This is a genomic window from Streptomyces sp. NTD91, assembly GCF_059510455.1.
This window is the reverse complement of sequence record NZ_JCAJZW010000017.1, coordinates 63277-79183: the sequence shown is the minus strand read 5'-3', so window position 1 is coordinate 79183 and position 15907 is coordinate 63277. Positions and strand designations below refer to the sequence as shown.

The following is a 15907-nucleotide window of genomic DNA, read 5'->3' as shown; positions in this document are numbered from 1 at the left end:
CGGCGCGGCTACCCAAGCGCACCCGTCGTATGCACCCTGGTTTTCATGGCCGATCGATTCGTCACCGTCTCGCTCGACAAGCGGGACGTGCACTGCACGGCACGACTGCTGACCGACCGCGCGCCCCTGACCTGCGCGGCGGTCTGGGACGCCCTCCCGCTCGGGAGTGACGTCTACCACGCCAAATACGCCCGCAACGAGATCTACGCCCTCTTCCCGCCGTTCGCCTCCACGGAACCCCCACTGGAGAACCCGACGGTCACCCCGATTCCCGGCGACCTCTGTTACTTCTCCTTCGCCGGCACCGAACTCGGCACGAAGGCCTACGGCTACGACCGCGAGGTCCGCCCCGGAACCACGGTCGTCGACCTGGCCCTCTTCTACGAACGCAACAACCTGCTTCTCAACGCCGACGTGGGCTGGGTCCCGGGCATCGTGTGGGGCCAGGTGGTGGAGGGCCTGGAGCGGATGGCCGAGGCCTGCAACGACCTGTGGCGCAGCGGGGCGGCCGGGGAGACGCTCGGCTTCCGGCGGGCGTGAGCGCCTACCGGTGCTCCTCGGTCCGCGGCGCTCCGGTGACCGCCGGCGCCGCGGCCGCCCCGGCCTCGTACAGCGCGTGCGCCACCCGTAGTACCAGGTCGTCGCGGTGCCGGGCGGCGATCAGCTGCAGCCCGATCGGGAGGCCGTCGTCGTCCGCGCCGACCGGGACGGTGGCGGCGGGCTGCTGGGTGAGGTTGAAGGGGTAGGTGAAGGGGGTCCAGCCCGTCCAGCGCCGGTGGGCCGAGCCGTGCGGCGTCTCCAGGCCCGCCTCGAAGGCCGTCAGCGGCAACGTCGGGGTCACCAGCAGGTCGTAGCGCTCGTGGAAGCGGCCCATGCGGCGGCCGAGGTCCATGCGGACGTCGACGGCGGCCAGATAGTCCAGCGCGCTGTAGCGGGCGCCGCGGGCGCAGATCTCCCGCAGGCCGGGGTCCAGCAGTTGCCGTTTGCGGGGGGAGAGGCGCTCGGTGAGCCGGGCCGCGCCACTGAACCACAGGGTGTGGAAGGCCTCCACCGGATCGCTGATGTCGGGGTCGCTCTCCTCGACGTACGCGCCGAGATCGGCGAGCCGCGCCACCGTACGCCGTACTGCCGCCGCGACCGCCGGCCGGACCGCGACCTGGCCGCCGAGGGTCGGGGAGTAGGCGACCCGCAGGCCGTGCACGCCGCCCCGCAGCGCCTGGGTGAAGGAGCCCGGCGCGGGCGGCAGGGCCGACCAGTCGCGCGGGTCCGGTGTGCCGATGACGTCGAGGAGCAGGGCCGCGTCGGCCGCGTCCCGGGTCATCGGACCCGCGTGGGAGAGGGCGCCGAAGGCGCTCGCCGGGTAGAGGGGCACACGCCCGTACGTCGGCTTCAGGCCGAAGATCCCGCAGAACGCGGCCGGGATGCGGATGCTGCCGCCGCCGTCCGTGCCGAGCGACAGCGGGCCCGCGCCGAGCGCCACGGCCGCGGCGCTGCCCCCGCTGGAGCCGCCGGCGGTCCGCACGGGGGCGTGCGGGTTGCGGGTGATCCCCGACAGCGGGGAGTCGGTCACACCCTTCCAGCCGAACTCGGGGGTCGTCGTCTTGCCCAGGAACACCGCGCCGTGCTCGCGCAGCCGGGCCACCGAGGGGGCGTCCTCCTCCCAGCTCCCCCGCTCGGAGATCGTCCGGGAGCCGCGCAGGGTCGGGTGGCCGCGCAGCAGGAGGATGTCCTTCACCGTCACCGGGACGCCGTCCAGCAGCCCGGCCGGCTCCCCGCACCGCCAGCGTTCCTGCGACTCCCGCGCCCGGGCCAAAGCGTCCTCCTCGGTGAGGCGCACGAACGCGTTCACCTCCGGCTGGATCCGCCGGGCCCGCTCCAGGGCCTGCTCGGTGGCCTCCACGGGACCGAACTCGCCCTTGCGGTAGCCGTCGAGGAGCTGGACGGCGGTCAGGTCGGTGAGCTGCATGCACCCTCCAAGAGGCCGGGAGGCCGATCGAGAGGTCAGTGACCGGGGACGTATCCCCGCTTCTTGTCGACCACGTTCACCAGTGATCTTCCCGTCGCCCACCGCTCGTACAACTCCACGAACTGCTCGCCCAGTTCGTCCCGCCAGCCGACCGTGTCCCCGCTCATGTGCGGGGAGACGATCAGCCCCGGCAGCCCCCACAGCGGGCTGTCGGCGGGCAGCGGTTCGGTGGTGAAGACGTCCAGGGCCGCGCCCGCGATCCAGCGCCGGGTCAGGGCGCGGGCGAGGGCCTCCTCGTCGACGAGCGGGCCGCGGCCGACGTTGACGAAGAACGCCGAGGGCTGCATCACGCCGAAGCGGTGGGCGTCGAACATGCCGTACGTCTCCTCGGTGAGCGGCGCCGCCGCGATCACCCAGTCCGCGCGGGAGATCAGCCGGTCCAGGTCGCCCGGGCCGTGGACGCCGGTCCGCGGCACCCGCCCGACCAGCGCCGTCGTGATGCCGAGCGCCTTCAGCGTGCGGACGATCGCCCGGCCGATCGGACCCGAGCCGACCACGCACGCGCGCGTGCCCGCCACCCGCCGGCCCTCCCGGTGCCGCCAGGTCCGCTCCCGCTGGAGTTCCAGCGTGCGCGGCAGGTCCTTGGCGGCCGCCAGCACCAGGGCCGCGACGTACTCGGCGATCGGCTGGTCGAAGATCCCGCGCGCGTTCGTCACCACCGTGTCGGAGGCGGCCAGCTCCGGGCCCATCAGATGGTCCACGCCCGCGCTCGCCGTGTGCACCCACACCGGCCGGGGCCCGTCCCCCGGCCACGCCTCGCGCACCGCGTGCGACGTGAAGTCCCACACCAGCAGCACGTCCGCCTGCGGCAGCCGCTCGGCCAGATGCGCCGCGTCCGTGTGCACGATGCGGGCGCGCCCGGTGAGCCTGCCGAGCCGGGGCGGCGGGTCGGCGTCCAGCACGAGGAGGGTGGGAAGGGTCGTCATACGGGGCGGCTCCGACCGTCTGACATGCGGGGATGAAGAGCGGACATATGCGCGGATTGACCACGCTCGCACCCGAACCTACCTTCGTCAACACGGGCGCATCCGCAAACCGTTGCCCGCTCGTCTCCCAGCCTGAGGGTGGCAGCCATGGACGTCTCCTTTCTCGGCGGCCCCCGCCCCCAGCGCGGGGTCGGCGTGGTGGCCCCCTTCGACTTCGCACTCGACCGTGAGCTGTGGCGCTGGGTGCCCGACGAGGTGTCGCTGCATCTGACCCGGACCCCGTTCGTGCCGGTCGAGGTGAGCCTGGATCTGGCCCGGCTGGTGAGCGAGCACGAGACCCTCGGCGATGCCGTGCGTGCCCTGACCGCCGTCGCGCCCGAGACCGTCGCCTATGCCTGCACCTCCGGCAGCTTCGTCGGCGGCGTCGCCGGGGAGCGGGCGATGCGCGCGGCGATGACCCTGGCGGGCGCGCCGCCCTCGGTGACGACCTCCGGCGCGCTGCTGGAGGCACTCGAGGAACTGCGGATACGGCGGGTCGGGCTGGTCACGCCGTACACGGTGTCGGTGACCCGGGCACTGGAGGACTTCGTCGCCGAGGCAGGCGTCCAGGTCACCGGGTGCGCCTTCATGGGGCTGACCCGGCACATCTGGAAGGTGCCGTACCGGGACGTCGTCGCCATGGCCCGGCAGGCGGTCCGCCCCGGCACCGCCGACGCCCTGTTCATCGCCTGCACCAACCTGCCGACGTACGACGTGATCCCCCAGCTGGAGGCCGAGCTGCGCATCCCCGTGCTCTCCGCGAACCAGGTCACAATGTGGGCTGCGCTGCGCCGGATGGGTACCCGGGCCGTAGGGCCCTACCAGGCGCTGCTCGGGGATGTCTCCGACGCCCTTGACGGCTGTGGGGGAGAAGCGGCACGCGCCTGGCCTCCCGTACTGCCCGAAGAGACGCAGGAAGGCTGGACATGACCGCACTCGGATTCCTCTACCCGGGCCACTCGGCCGAGGACGACTATCCGCGCATCGAGCAGCTCCTCGGCAGCGACATCCGGGTGGACGTCGTCCACACCGACATCGGCGAGGACGCGCACCGGGTGGCGGCGCTTCGCGAGATGGGCTCCGCCGAGCGGCTCGCGGCGGGCATGGAGGCGCTGCGGCTGGCCGGCGTCGAGACGGTGGTGTGGGCGTGCACCAGCGGCGGCTTCGTGCACGGCTGGGCGGGGGCCCAGGAGCAGGTGCGCACCCTCGCCCGGCTGGCCGGGATGCCGGCGTCCTCGACGTCGTTCGGCTTCGTGCACGCGGCCCGGGAGCTCCGCGTGCGGCGGGTCGCGATCGGGGCGACCTACCCGGAGGACATCACCGCGCTGTTCGAGGAGTTCCTGCGGGCCGGCGGACTGGAGGTCACCGGGACACGCTCCTCGGGGGTCATCACGGCCGCCGAGGTCGGCACCTGGGGTGAGGAGGACGTGCTGACGCTGGCGCGGGCGGCCGACGCGCCGGACGCCGAGGCGGTCCTGCTCCCGGACACCGCCCTGCACACGGCCGCGCACCTCCAGCTGCTGGAGAAGGCGCTGTCCAAGCCGGTGCTCACGGCCAACCAGGTGTCGGTGTGGGAGGGGCTCCGGCTCGCCGACCGCCGGGTGAACGCGCCGACGCTGGGGGCGCTGTTCACGAGGGAACCGATCGTGCAGGTGTGAGCCCCGCCGGGGAACAACCGGGGACTGCCTCCTGTTAGGAGGGTGCAGGACAGCCCACGCCACACCCAGGAGGCCCACACCGTGTCCGCAGCCGAGGCAGACGAGATCCGGGGCACGACGCACGGGACCGCCCCCGTCCCCCTCTCCGTACTGGACCTGGTGACCGTCGGCGCGGGCAGTACCGCGACCGACGCGCTGCGCACGAGCGTGGAGCTGTCCCGGTTCGCCGAGGCGCGCGGCTTCCACCGCTACTGGGTCGCCGAGCACCACTCGATGCCCGGTGTCGCCTCCTCCTCGCCCGCCGTGATCCTCGCCCACCTCGCCGCCCGCACCGAGCGCATCCGGCTCGGTTCGGGCGGCGTCATGCTGCCCAACCACGCCCCCCTGGTGATCGCCGAGCAGTTCGGCACGCTGGAGGCCATGGCACCGGGCCGGGTCGATCTCGGCCTCGGCCGCGCCCCCGGCACGGACGGTGCCGCCGCCGCCGCCCTGCGCCGCACCGACACCCTGAACGAGGGCGCCGACGACTTCCCGCAGCAGCTCGCCGAACTCATCGGCTTCCTGGACGACGACTTCCCCGACGGCCACCCGTACCGCCGTGTCCACGCGATCCCCGGCCCCGTGCAGGGCAGCACCCCCGGCGGCGTCCAGTCCCCGCACCGCCCGCCGATCTGGCTGCTCGGCTCCTCCGGCTTCAGCGCGCGCCTCGCCGGCATGCTGGGCCTGCCGTTCGCCTTCGCGCACCACTTCTCCGCGCAGAACACCATCCCGGCCCTGGACCTGTACCGGCAGACCTTCCGCCCTTCCGCGGTCCTCGACCAGCCGTACGCCCTGATCGGCGTCTCCGCCCTCGCCACCGACGACGCGCGCGAGGCCCGCAGGCAGACCCGGGCGACGGCCCTGAACATGCTCCGGTTGCGCACCGGCCGGCCCGGCCTCTTCCCCCACCCGGACGAGGCCGAGAAGCACGAGTTCAGCCCCATGGAGGAGGAGTTCATCACCTCCTGGACGTCGAACATCGTGCACGGCACGGCCGACGAGGTCCGCTCCGGCCTGGACGACCTGCACAAGCGCACCGGCGCCGACGAGCTGATGCTCGTCTCCCACGCCCACCGCGGTGAACTCCGGCTTCGTTCCTACGAGTTGATCGCGGACGCCTACGGCATGCCGGACGCCTGAGCCGGCCCGGACCGCTCGCGGGCAGCCGGGCCGCGGTCGCCGTCCTCGGCGCGGTCAGGGCCGGGGGCAGGCCTTCGTGGTGAGGAGTTCGGAGATACGATCCGGCGGCACCGGACGGGAGTACAGCCACCCCTGGCCGGTGTCGCAGCCGATGCGGCGCAGCCGGGTGGCCTGCGCGGAGGTCTCCACGCACTCGGCGGTGACGGTGATGCCGAGCCGGTGGGCGAGCTGGATCATCGCCTCGACGACGACCTCGTCGGCGGGGTTCGGCACGACCCCCTTGGCCGCCTCCTCGTACTGGAATCCCCGGACGAAGGAGCCGTCCAGCTTCAGCGTGGAGACCGGCAGGCGGCTGAGGTAGGCGAGGTTGGAGTAGCCGGTGCCGAAGTCGTCGATGGCGATGCGCACACCCATGTCGCTGAGGGCCTGCAGGGTCTGGAGCGGGCGTCCTGCCGAGCCCATCACCGCCGACTCGGTCAGCTCCAACTGCAAGAGATGCGGGGCGAGTCCGGTCTCGGCGAGGGTCTGCGCCACATCGGCCACCAGATCCGAGTCCCACACCTGCCGTACGGCCACGTTGACGCTGACGAAGATCGGCGCCTCCTCGGGGTGGTCCAACTGCCAGCGGCGAGCCTGGTGGCAGGCGGTGGCGAGCGCCCAGCGGCCCAGCTGGACGATCGAGCCGTCCTCCTCGGCCAGTCCGATGAACCGATTCGGCGTCAGTGTGCCGAACTGAGGATGGTTCCAGCGGACCAACGCCTCCACCCCGGCCAGGCGTCCGTCCTCCATGCCGACCAGCGGCTGGTACTCGAGGGTGAACTCGCCGCGCTCGATGGCCGGGCGCAGGGTGGAGGCGAGGGCCTGACGGGTCATCCGGTGGGCGTTGCGCTCGGGGTCGAACAGGGTCCAGCGGGCCTTGCCGTCGGCCTTCGCCCAGTACAGCGTCGTATCCGCCGCCTGCATCAGGCCGGTGGCGGTCGTACCGGCGGCATGGCGTTCGACGACACCGATGGACGCGGTCAACGACAGCCGCTGGCCGCCCAGGTCGAAGGGTTCCTCCAGCGCCTTGAGCGCCGACTCGGCGAGGTCGGCGAGTTGTTCGGTGCCGGTGGAGTCCTCCACGAGCAGCGCGAACTCGTCGCCGCCCAGCCGGGCCACCAGGGGCGTCGCGGCACGAGCGTACCCCGCCTCGTCGGCCACCCGGGTCAGGCGCTCGGCGACCGCCGCGAGCAGCCGGTCCCCGACCCGGTGGCCGAGGGTGTCGTTGACCGCCTTGAAGCCGTCGAGATCCAGATAGCACAGCCCGATCCGCCCGGTGCCGCTGCGCTCGTACGACTCCGCCTCCAGCGCGCCCGTCAGCCGCTCGAAGAACAGCGTGCGGTTGGGCAGCCGGGTCACGGGGTCGTGCATCTGCAAGTGCCGTAGGCGCGCCTGGAGTTCACGGCGGGCGCTGATGTCGGCGACCGAGAGCAGGACGCCGTTCTCGCCGCTCAGCGGGGCCACGGTCACCTGCACCCACAGCGAGTGCCCCTCGGGGTGCTTGAGCCGGCGGGTGCAGCGCAGCTTCGCCTGCCGGCCGCGCAGGACCTCGCGGTAGGCGTGCCAGCTGCGGGCGTCCGAGGCCAGGTCGACCAGGTCGGCGGCGACCCGGCCGGTCAGCGTGTCCGGAGCGGTGCCGAGCAGCTCGCCGAAGGCCGCGTTGGCGTCGGCGACGAGCCCGGCGCGGTCCACGACGGCCATGGCGAGCGGGGACGCCGCGAAGACACGGTGGTAGGTGGTGTGGTCACTGTGTGTGACGGCTGACCGGTCGAGGTCTGCCGCGGGCGTCGGCCCTTCGGACGTTCCGCTCACCGCTCGCTCCCGCAGTGCACTCGATCTGAAGTCCGTGCCGGAAAGTGTGCCGATCATAGAGGCTGGCCCCGAGCCCTTCCAGCCACTCGCCAGTGTCCCGGACGGAGCACAGTTTCTGACAGATCGTTTCTGCCCGCACCTGGGCGGGTTCTTCGGGCCCCCGACCAGTTGTGACGTTCCGTGAGTGTTTTTGGGTGTCGAGCGCCGGAGCGCGCCGGTGCGTGCGCGTGGCGCGCTCACCCTTGTGGGGCAGACGAACAGGGCAAATCGCAATGAACGCCATCAATCTGGATGAGAGGTCCGAGAACCGCGTCCGGAGGTCAGGCCGTGCCCAAGCTGCGCAGCACCGCCGCCGTGTGCACCACGCTGTCGGCTCTCGCCGCGACGTCGATCCTCTCCGGCCCGGCGAGCGCCGAGCCCTACTCCACGACCCCGTGCGCCCTGCACCGGACCGCTGCGCACCACTCCGAGGGCGTGGATTCCTGGAACCCCGACTACAGCCGCCCGACCGGCACGATCGACGCCGTGCTGGTGTTCCTGTCGTTCCCGGACGCCACCCCGCGCACCACCCCCGCCGAGCTGACGGCCGACCACTTCCCGGCCACCAGCCGCTACTACCGACAGGCCTCCTACGGTCGCCTCACCCTGCGCCCGCACCCGTTGACGCACTGGCTGCGCATGCCGAGGCCGTCCACGGCGTACGCCGTGAAGCGGGACTGGGGCGCGGACGACCGGGCCGCCTATCTGCACGACGCGTTCGCGGTGGCCGACAAGGAGGTCGACTTCTCCCGCTACCAGGTCGTGTACTTCGTCGCCGACCCTGACGCGCCCGGTGTCGACTCCGACGCCACGAAGGTCGTCAACCTGGACACGCCCGTCCATGTGGACGGCACGGACGTCCGCCGGGTCGTCACCGTGTTCGAGAAGCATCCGCCGGACCGCCTCGTCCTCGCCCATGAGACCGGGCATGTGTTCGACCTGCCCGACCTCTATCACCGCCCGGCCGACGGCAAGGGCGACTGGGACACGTACGTCGGCGACTGGGACCTGATGGGCAGCCAGTTCGGGCTCGCACCGGATCTCCTGGCCTGGCACAAGTGGAAGCTGGGCTGGCTGGATCCGCGCCAGGTGGTGTGCGTGCGCGGCGCGGGCCCGACCCGGCTGACCCTGGAACCCCTGGAGGCGGGGCCCGGCATCCCGGTGCAGGGCGCGGCGGGCGCGCCGGCCTTCGGGCTCGGGTACGGGGTGAAGCTCGCGCTGGTGCGCACCGGCCCCGACAGCACCCTGGGCTTCGAGGCGCGCGGTACGGCCGGCAACGACCGGGCGGCCTGCCGGCAGGGGGTGCTGGTGTACCGGATCAGAAGCGGGGCGGAGTCCGGCGGCGGCCCCATCGAGGTCGTCGACGCCCACCCGCACACCGAGGCCTGCTGGGAGACCTCGGTCTACCCGGCCCTCGCCGACGCCCCGGTGGCCCTCGGCGAGACGTTCACCGTGCCCGGGACGGGCGTGAAGGTCGAGGTGGAGGACAGAACCCCTTCGGGAGCCTGGACGGTACGCATCACCCCCGGGGTGGGCGCCTGACCTCCCGGCCGACGACCGAGGCACCGGCGCGCCTCCGGCGTCGTCTGGCCGGCGCTCGCCGGGTCCAGCGGGGCGGGGGTGTGGGTGGCGGAGCCCCCACGACGCGCGGCGAAGCCGCGCAAGAACAGAGATGGCGAGGCCGGTCCGCGCTTCCCGCGGACCGGCCTCGCCATCGTCATCGTGCGCCGCCAGGGACTCGAACCCCGGACCCGCTGATTAAGAGTCAGCTGCTCTAACCAACTGAGCTAGCGGCGCCTGCTGACGTCGTAGACCTTAGCATCCTGGTCGGCGGGAGGAAAAATCGATATGCGCACGGCCTCGCGGGCCGCTCGGACGGCTGCCCAGAGGATCACCTCCGGCCCCGGCAGCCAGGGGTGACGCGTGTCCGGGGCGACCAGCCAGCGCGAGTCGCCGGGGGCGTCGCACCCGGCCGGCGCCGGGACGGTCACCGCGTCTCCGGTGCCGTGGCACAGCAGCGGCGGCACCGCCTCCGTACGGTTCGAGCCCCATTCCTCCCACGCCAGCAGCGAGGGCAGCCGCTGCGCCGTGCCCGGCGCGGTGAACAGCAGCATGCGGCCCCGGAACACCGCGACCGGTCCCGAGCCGGGGCCGTCGTCCCACAACCGGTCCAGCATCCGGCGGCCGAAGATCGCCGGGGCGCTCACCACGTCGAAGGCGGTGCCGCAGGGCAGGACCACCGGGGCGTCCGGGCGCTCCTCCCAGAGGCCGAGTGTGCTGCGCGGGTACGTCGCGGCCGAGGCGAGCCAGTCGACGCCGTCGGAGGTGACTCGGGTCACGTTCGGTGCGCTGCTCATGACATCCAGATATACCGGGGGTGAGCAGACCGTTCTTCTGAGTTGCCGAAATCCGGGACATGAGAGGCGGGGGAGGAGTATCTTGCCCGACTGGCATATGCCGGACGGGTTACTCCACGGAGACCCCGGGGGTGGATTCACACCGGATCGGGGGACGTCCGCCCCTCGGTGTCGCCCCGCATCAGGTCCCGACCGAACTCGACCATCTTCTTCGCGTAGTCCTCGGTCCACTCCGCCCGCTCGGCGATGTCCGCCGGGGTCAGCCGGTCGAATCGGCGCGGGTCGGCGAGCTGCGCCGCCGCGATGGCCTGGAACTCCACGGCCCGGTCGGCGGCCGCACGGAACGCCTGGGTCAGCTCCGTGGCCCGGGCCAGCAGCGCCCGCGGATCCTCGATCGACTCCAGGTCGAAGAAGTGCTCGGGATCGGCGGCCGCTTCCGCGGGCTCGAAGATCAAAGGCGCGGGGCGTAGCCGCGGTTCGTTGCGACGCGGCGTGTGCTCCGCCATGTCGGGTCTCCTCCTCGTACGGTTCGCTGGGCACCGCCTTCAGGTGGGCCACCGTCCATTGTCCCGCGCCCCCGCAAGAGGCCGTCGGGCCGAGGTCCACCGCCGCTCCACCGGCCCGTCACGGCCGCCAGCCCACCCGGTGTTCCGCCAGGTGCGCCAGCACCGCGTGGTTCGCCTCCCAGCCGTCCGGGAACTTCACCAGCGTGCCCAGCTGGACCGGTTCCGTGGAGGGGTAGGCGTCCAGGAGGTCGCCGACACCGGCGCGGCAGACCACGATGCACGCGTGCCGGTGCCGGGAGGCCAGGACGCACAGGCGGCCGGTCTCCAGGTGGAAGGCGGTGGCGTCGGGGCGGCCGGAGAGCGGGTGCAGGACGACCGTGACGTCGTACTCCCGGCCCTGCAGACGGTTCGCGGTGTCCACGGTGACGTCCGCCACGCCCAGCTCGGCGAGTGCCGCACGCACCGCCGCCGCCTGGTCGCGGTGCGCCGTGCCGACGGCGACGCGGTCGGCGGTCACCGCAACGGGATCGTCCGAGCGCTCGGAGACCGCCTCGCCGCCCCGGTCCAGCAGTCGGCGCACGACCGTGGCCACCGCCCGCACCGCCTCCGGATCCGTGCGTGGGGTGTGCCGGGCCGGCAGCTCCAGCAGGCCCCAGCCCGACTCCGCGGCCTCGTCGATCACCCGGTCCGGGCCGGAGCCGTCGGAGGGCACGGCGAAGGTGAGGCGGCGGTCGCCGTGGCCGGTGCCGCTGCGGAAGGGCGTGTAGGGATAGAAGGCGTCCGAGACCAGGGGGGCCGCGGAGGCCGGCAGGCGCCAGGAGACCGGCAGGCGGTGCTGGGGGAGGGCCGGATTGTGGGCCAGCAGGGTGGTCACGGCGGAGGCCGACGGATCGTACGACAGGCCCGCCCACTGCTCGCTGCCGACGATCGCGAACGGATCCAGCTGCCCGGGGTCGCCCACGAACAGCGCCCGCTCGAACAGTCCGGCCACGGCGAGCAGGGAGTCGGAGCGCATCTGGTACGCCTCGTCCACGATCGCGTGCCGCCAGGGCTCGTCCACCTTCACGTGCGCCCACTTGGCGGCCGTGGAGAGGACCACCGGCAGGCCGTTCAGATCCGCCGCCTTCGCGGACGTGCGGACCAGCGGCAGGTCGTCCAGCGCCTTGTCGTAGGGATCGCCGTCGCTGCTGTGCAGACGGCCGACCGGCAGCTGCGGGTTCTTCTCGGCGAGCCGCAGGACCAGGTCGTCCACCTGGGCGTTCGTCTGGGCCACTACCATCAACGGGCGCCCGGCACGGGCCAGTTCGAGGGCCGCGCGCACCACGAGCGTCGACTTGCCGGCGCCCGGCGGGGAGTCCACGACCACGCCGCGCTCGGTGCCGTGCAGGGTGTCGTGGAGGATCGCGTCGGTGGCACGGGCGGCAGCCGCCGAGGGGTCGAAGCCGACCGTCGTCACAGCAGATCCTCCTCGGTCACGGTGTCGGGGGCCTCCGGCGCGGGCTCACCCGGCGGGCCGCCGTGCGTCCACGGTGTCTCCTCGGGGCCGGGCAGTTTCGCGCCGCCGCGCTGCTCGTGCTCGAAGAGCGTGAAGCAGACCCGATCGCCCTTCTCCGGCACCGAACCGGGCTCCGGCTCCCTGCCGCGACCCATCTTGTCCAGCACGCGCAGAACCAGCACGCCCCCGTCCGGAGAGTCCTCGTACCCGGCGAACTCCGCCGACTGCGGCTTGCCGTTCAGCGAGCGGTACACCTTCGCCCGCTCGGCGAGATGCGGCCGGTCGTCCGTGCGGACCGTCACCAGCGGGCGCGGGCTCGGCCGCTTGCCCTCGCCGTACGCCATGACGACATCGATGACCTCGCCGGCGAACGCCTCCCCGGCCAGCCTGCGCCCCGCCATCACCAGCGGATCGTCCAGCGCCTCCTGCGCCTCCAGCCGGGCCTGCTCACGCTCGCGCGTGGCCAGTTTGTTCGCCGCCGTCACCGCGTCGTCCCGGCGGGGCTGCGGGGGCTCGCCCGCCAGCACCCGGTCGCGGTGGCCGGTGAAGGACCAGCGGTCCCGCGTCCAGCGCTCCTCGACATGCGCGCCCTCCGGCAGCGCCCGCAGCAGGTCCAGGCCCCGCCACAGCGCGTCCCAGGTGGGCCGGGTGCGCCTCTCCACCAGGTCGCGGATCTCCCGCTCGGCGGCCGTGAGCGCGGCCAGCCGGTCGTCGGCGGCCGGGGCGTCCTCGGCGGCGGCGAGCGCGGTGCGCGCACGGTCGTAGCGCTCGATGGCCGGGGCCAGCAGCTTGTTGTCGAACGCCGGATCGGTGGCCGGGCCGGCCGGCGGGCACAACAGCTGGCCGGCCGCGTCGCGGCCCAGCTCCGCCCGGCGCGCCGCCTCGGCGCCGGAGCTGCCCTCCGGGGGGTCGATCCAGGCGAGCAGCGCCCCCAGGTGCTGGTCCTCCAGGCTGGACTGGCCGGTCGCCCAGTGCCGGGCCAGCACATCGGTGAGGGCCAGCAGCAGCGAGGAGCCGGGGACCCGGGACCGCTCGCCGTAGTGGGTCAGCCAGCGGCCGAGCAGCGGCACCCGGGGCGGCGCCGGACAGGGGGCCTCCGGGTCCTGCTCGGCGGTGCGGCGGAACCGCATGGAGCGGCCCAGCAGCCGTACGAGATCCAGACCCGCGCGGCTCGGCACGATCAGCTGGGGGGCGTCCGCGCACAGCTCCACCTCGACCTTGACCCGCTTGCCGGTCTCCGGGTCGGTCTCGGTGCGCTCGGCCGCCTCCACGGACTGCGCGCAGGAGTCGATGTACGGCAGGACGACGTCGGCCAGCTCGGCGAGGAAGGCGAAGCGCAGATCCCGGTCGCGCGGCTGCGGTACGACCAGCAGGCGCGGCGCGTCCCGGTCGGTGCCCACCAGCGCGCCGAGCGGGGCGCCTGCCTCACCGGCCGTGGTGAGCGGCACCAACACCAGCGGGCGCGCGGACAGATGCCGGTGCCGGACCGTCGCGGCGGGCCGGGCCCGGCCGGTGTCGACAGCCTCGAGCCGGGCCAGGGCGGCGATCAGCGACACGCGCCCACCTCCGTCGGTGTCTCGGCGCGCAGGTCCGCGGACTCCGGGGCCTCGGCACCCGCGGCCGCCGCCCGGTCCGCCGACCGCAGGGCCTCGGCGCGCAGGGCCGCCGCCCGGCGCAGGGTCGCGACCGCCGGATCGTCCGGGTCGCCGCTCTCGCCGCGGGCCGCCGCGAGGACGTCCCCGACCGTGGTCAGCCCGCCCAGTTCCGCGCGCAGCGGCCGGCCCAGGCGGGTGACGGCGCCCTCCTCGCGGGAGCGTTCCCGGCAGTGGAAGGCCAGCTCGCAGGCGGACAGGCACTCCGGCGCGTACGTCGCCGGGACCGCCTCGACGGACGCCGTCAGCTCCTCGGCGCCGCGGTCGGGCGCGAAGCACGTCCCCTCGGGCAGGGACCCGGCGATCTCCTCGATCCGGGTGAGCCGGGCCAGCTGGCGGGCGGTGACCGCGCGCTGCTTGCGGACATCGACGGCGGATGCCGCGGGCAGGTTGGAGAAGTCCTTCGGGCACACCAGCAGGATCCGGTGCCGTACGACCGGGACGGGATCGAGTCGGGCGGCGATCTCCTCCAGGGCCAGCACGTACACCGCCGCCTGCCGGGCCGCCGCGCCGACCTTCGCCGGGTCCGCCGAACCGTCCAGCATCGGGAAGGACTTGATTTCCACCACCGACCAGCTGCCGTCCGGGTGCACCACCACCGCGTCCGGCTCCAGGAAGGCGAGCGAGCCGGCCACGTCCAGCGCCGGCATCGGGTGGTCCAGCAGGGTCCAGCCGCCCGCCTGCGTCGCCTCCCGCAGCGCCAGCGCCGTACGGGCCGTGCGCCCCTCGGGGCCGTGCGCGGTCAGGTCGGGCACGGCGGCCGACTCGGGCGGCGCGGCACCGGGGTCGAGGCGGGCATGCGCCAGCCGGAGCAGCTCCGCGCCGCCGTCCGCCTTCACCTTCGCCTCGAACGCGTTGCCGCGCGTCAGCGCGAACTGCGACTGCCCGAACGCGGACGGCGCGCCCAGCGCGCTCGCCAGCCGTGCCTTGTCCACCCCGGCGCCGTCCAGGATCGCCCGCCGTGCGCACCCAGGGTTCGCGGCGAGCGCCGCGAGGGCGCGCGCGTCCAGGGCCTTGGCCGGTACGTCGGGACCGCGCAGCTCAGCGAGCCGGTGCCGGAGCCCCTTCTCCCGCGTCGCTGGGGGAGGTGTCCGGTTCGGCCGCGGCGTCGAGCTGCGACTCGCGCTGCCGTGGAATTCGCTCACCCGCGGAAGTCTGGCATCCGGCACTGACAATCGGGGAACCCGCGCCCTGCGTGACCGGTGCCGTGCGCGGGACCAGGCGGGCCCGGAGCAGGTCCACGGCCCGCGTCACGCGCGGTGCGAGCAGGGAGCCGACGCCCATCACGGCGACGCCCGCGACCGCGTCGAGGAGGTAGTGGTTGGCGGTCCCCATGACCACGAGCGTGGTGCCGAGCGGATACAGCACACCGAGGGTCTTCGCCACGCGCGTGCCGCCGTGCCGCCACAGCATCACCCCGCACCACAGCGCCCAGCCGACGTGCAGGCTGGGCATGGCCGCGTACTGGTTGGTCATGCCGCCCAGGCCGCGCGGCGCGCTGGCGTCGCCGCCCCACCAGCCGTACGAGCTGTAGTGCGCCATGGTGTCGACGAAACCGTGGCCGGCGGACAGCAGCCGGGGCGGGCAGGTCGGCATCAGCGTGAAGCCGATCAGGCCGATGAACGTGGACGTCATCAGCCAGGTGCGGGCCCGCCGGTAGTGCTCGGCACGGGTGCGGAACAGCCAGACCAGCAGGGCGGGCGTGATCAGGTAGTGCAGCGAGGCGTACCAGAAGTCGGCCGGCACACCGAGCCACGGCTCGCGGGTGAACAGCCGGTTGAGCGGGCGCTCGACGCCCAGGTGCAGGGATTTCTCGATGCGCAGGAGCGCCAGGCCGTGGCCGACGGCGAAGGAGACGTCACCGCGGACGAGGAGGCGGCCGGCCGAGTAGCAGCCGTAGACCAGGAGGATCAGCGGCAGCTCGGTCCACCAGCGCAGCCGGGTACGCGGGGCCCCCTCGGTGCCCGGTGTCTCGGTCTGCGGCATCCGATCGCCCTCCCCCTTCTGCTCCACGGCGCCGCCCGCAGGGCGACCGTGCCACTTTACGGTGTCCGTATCCGGCCCACGCGGGCCCTCCGGCACACAAAGACGCCGAGATCGCCCGCCGGGTTGCCCCGACGGTGCGTACGCGATGATGGAGAAGTCGTCTCTTCTTGTCTTCTTGTTTTCACGACGTCCG

Annotated in this window: 14 protein-coding genes and 1 tRNA gene; 5 read left to right on the top strand and 10 right to left on the bottom strand. The window is 73.5% G+C overall.

Going from position 1 to position 15907, the window contains the following annotated elements:
- Positions 1-45 precede the first annotated feature (45 nt).
- Complete coding sequence (locus tag AC5WRT_RS19295) at positions 46-540, top strand: DUF3830 family protein (protein ID WP_496100439.1); 495 nt, start codon at positions 46-48, stop codon at positions 538-540.
- 4 nt (positions 541-544) lie between these two features.
- On the opposite strand, the gene AC5WRT_RS19290 is transcribed toward AC5WRT_RS19295, so the two are convergent.
- Both AC5WRT_RS19290 and AC5WRT_RS19285 read right to left on the bottom strand, forming a co-directional pair.
- The gene (locus AC5WRT_RS19290; RefSeq protein WP_496100438.1) at positions 545-1966 is read right to left on the bottom strand and encodes an amidase; all 1422 of its coding nucleotides are present in this window, start codon (positions 1964-1966) and stop codon (positions 545-547) included.
- Positions 1967-2001: 35 nt separating this feature from the next.
- The gene (locus tag AC5WRT_RS19285) at positions 2002-2952 is read right to left on the bottom strand and encodes a D-2-hydroxyacid dehydrogenase (RefSeq protein WP_496094944.1); all 951 of its coding nucleotides are present in this window, start codon (positions 2950-2952) and stop codon (positions 2002-2004) included.
- 147 nt (positions 2953-3099) lie between these two features.
- On the opposite strand from AC5WRT_RS19285, the gene AC5WRT_RS19280 reads away from it, so the two are divergent.
- From AC5WRT_RS19280 to AC5WRT_RS19270, 3 genes are all read left to right on the top strand, one after another.
- Entirely contained in the window at positions 3100-3921 is an 822-nt protein-coding gene (locus AC5WRT_RS19280; RefSeq protein ID WP_496100437.1) for a maleate cis-trans isomerase family protein, read from the top strand.
- Positions 3918-4649, top strand: a complete 732-nt coding sequence (locus AC5WRT_RS19275; protein ID WP_496094946.1) for a maleate cis-trans isomerase family protein — start codon at positions 3918-3920, stop codon at positions 4647-4649. Before AC5WRT_RS19280 ends, AC5WRT_RS19275 begins: the two co-directional genes overlap by 4 nt.
- 81 nt (positions 4650-4730) lie before the next feature.
- A complete protein-coding gene (locus AC5WRT_RS19270) occupies positions 4731-5828 on the top strand; it encodes an LLM class flavin-dependent oxidoreductase (protein WP_496094947.1) in 1098 nt (365 codons plus the stop codon).
- A 54-nt stretch (positions 5829-5882) separates the two neighbouring features.
- On the opposite strand, the gene AC5WRT_RS19265 is transcribed toward AC5WRT_RS19270, so the two are convergent.
- On the bottom strand, positions 5883-7679 hold the full coding sequence (locus tag AC5WRT_RS19265) for a putative bifunctional diguanylate cyclase/phosphodiesterase (protein ID WP_496094948.1): 1797 nt from the start codon (positions 7677-7679) through the stop codon (positions 5883-5885).
- Positions 7680-7970: 291 nt separating this feature from the next.
- Here AC5WRT_RS19265 and AC5WRT_RS19260 point away from each other — a divergent pair, with 291 nt between their 5' ends.
- Positions 7971-9260 carry a M6 family metalloprotease domain-containing protein gene (locus tag AC5WRT_RS19260; protein ID WP_496094949.1) on the top strand — a complete coding sequence of 430 codons (1290 nt, stop codon included), beginning with the start codon at positions 7971-7973 and terminating at the stop codon, positions 9258-9260.
- A gap of 181 nt (positions 9261-9441) precedes the next feature.
- Here AC5WRT_RS19260 and AC5WRT_RS19255 read toward each other — a convergent pair.
- From AC5WRT_RS19255 to AC5WRT_RS19225, 7 genes are all read right to left on the bottom strand, one after another.
- A tRNA-Lys gene (locus AC5WRT_RS19255) sits at positions 9442-9515 on the bottom strand.
- Complete coding sequence (locus AC5WRT_RS19250) at positions 9506-10075, bottom strand: bifunctional DNA primase/polymerase (protein ID WP_496094950.1); 570 nt, start codon at positions 10073-10075, stop codon at positions 9506-9508. The genes AC5WRT_RS19255 and AC5WRT_RS19250 overlap by 10 nt, the downstream gene beginning before the upstream one ends.
- Positions 10076-10212: 137 nt before the next feature.
- Entirely contained in the window at positions 10213-10581 is a 369-nt protein-coding gene (locus tag AC5WRT_RS19245; protein ID WP_496100436.1) for a DUF8844 domain-containing protein, read from the bottom strand.
- A gap of 118 nt (positions 10582-10699) precedes the next feature.
- Positions 10700-12037 (bottom strand): AAA domain-containing protein, encoded by a 1338-nt coding sequence (locus AC5WRT_RS19240; RefSeq protein WP_496094952.1) that lies wholly within the window; start codon positions 12035-12037, stop codon positions 10700-10702.
- The gene (locus AC5WRT_RS19235) at positions 12034-13632 is read right to left on the bottom strand and encodes a hypothetical protein (protein ID WP_496094953.1); all 1599 of its coding nucleotides are present in this window, start codon (positions 13630-13632) and stop codon (positions 12034-12036) included. The genes AC5WRT_RS19240 and AC5WRT_RS19235 overlap by 4 nt, the downstream gene beginning before the upstream one ends.
- The gene (locus AC5WRT_RS19230; RefSeq protein ID WP_496094954.1) at positions 13623-14873 is read right to left on the bottom strand and encodes a hypothetical protein; all 1251 of its coding nucleotides are present in this window, start codon (positions 14871-14873) and stop codon (positions 13623-13625) included. The genes AC5WRT_RS19235 and AC5WRT_RS19230 overlap by 10 nt, the downstream gene beginning before the upstream one ends.
- A complete protein-coding gene (locus AC5WRT_RS19225) occupies positions 14770-15714 on the bottom strand; it encodes a phosphatase PAP2 family protein (protein WP_496094955.1) in 945 nt (314 codons plus the stop codon). Before AC5WRT_RS19225 ends, AC5WRT_RS19230 begins: the two co-directional genes overlap by 104 nt.
- Between the last annotated feature and the right edge of the window lie 193 nt (positions 15715-15907).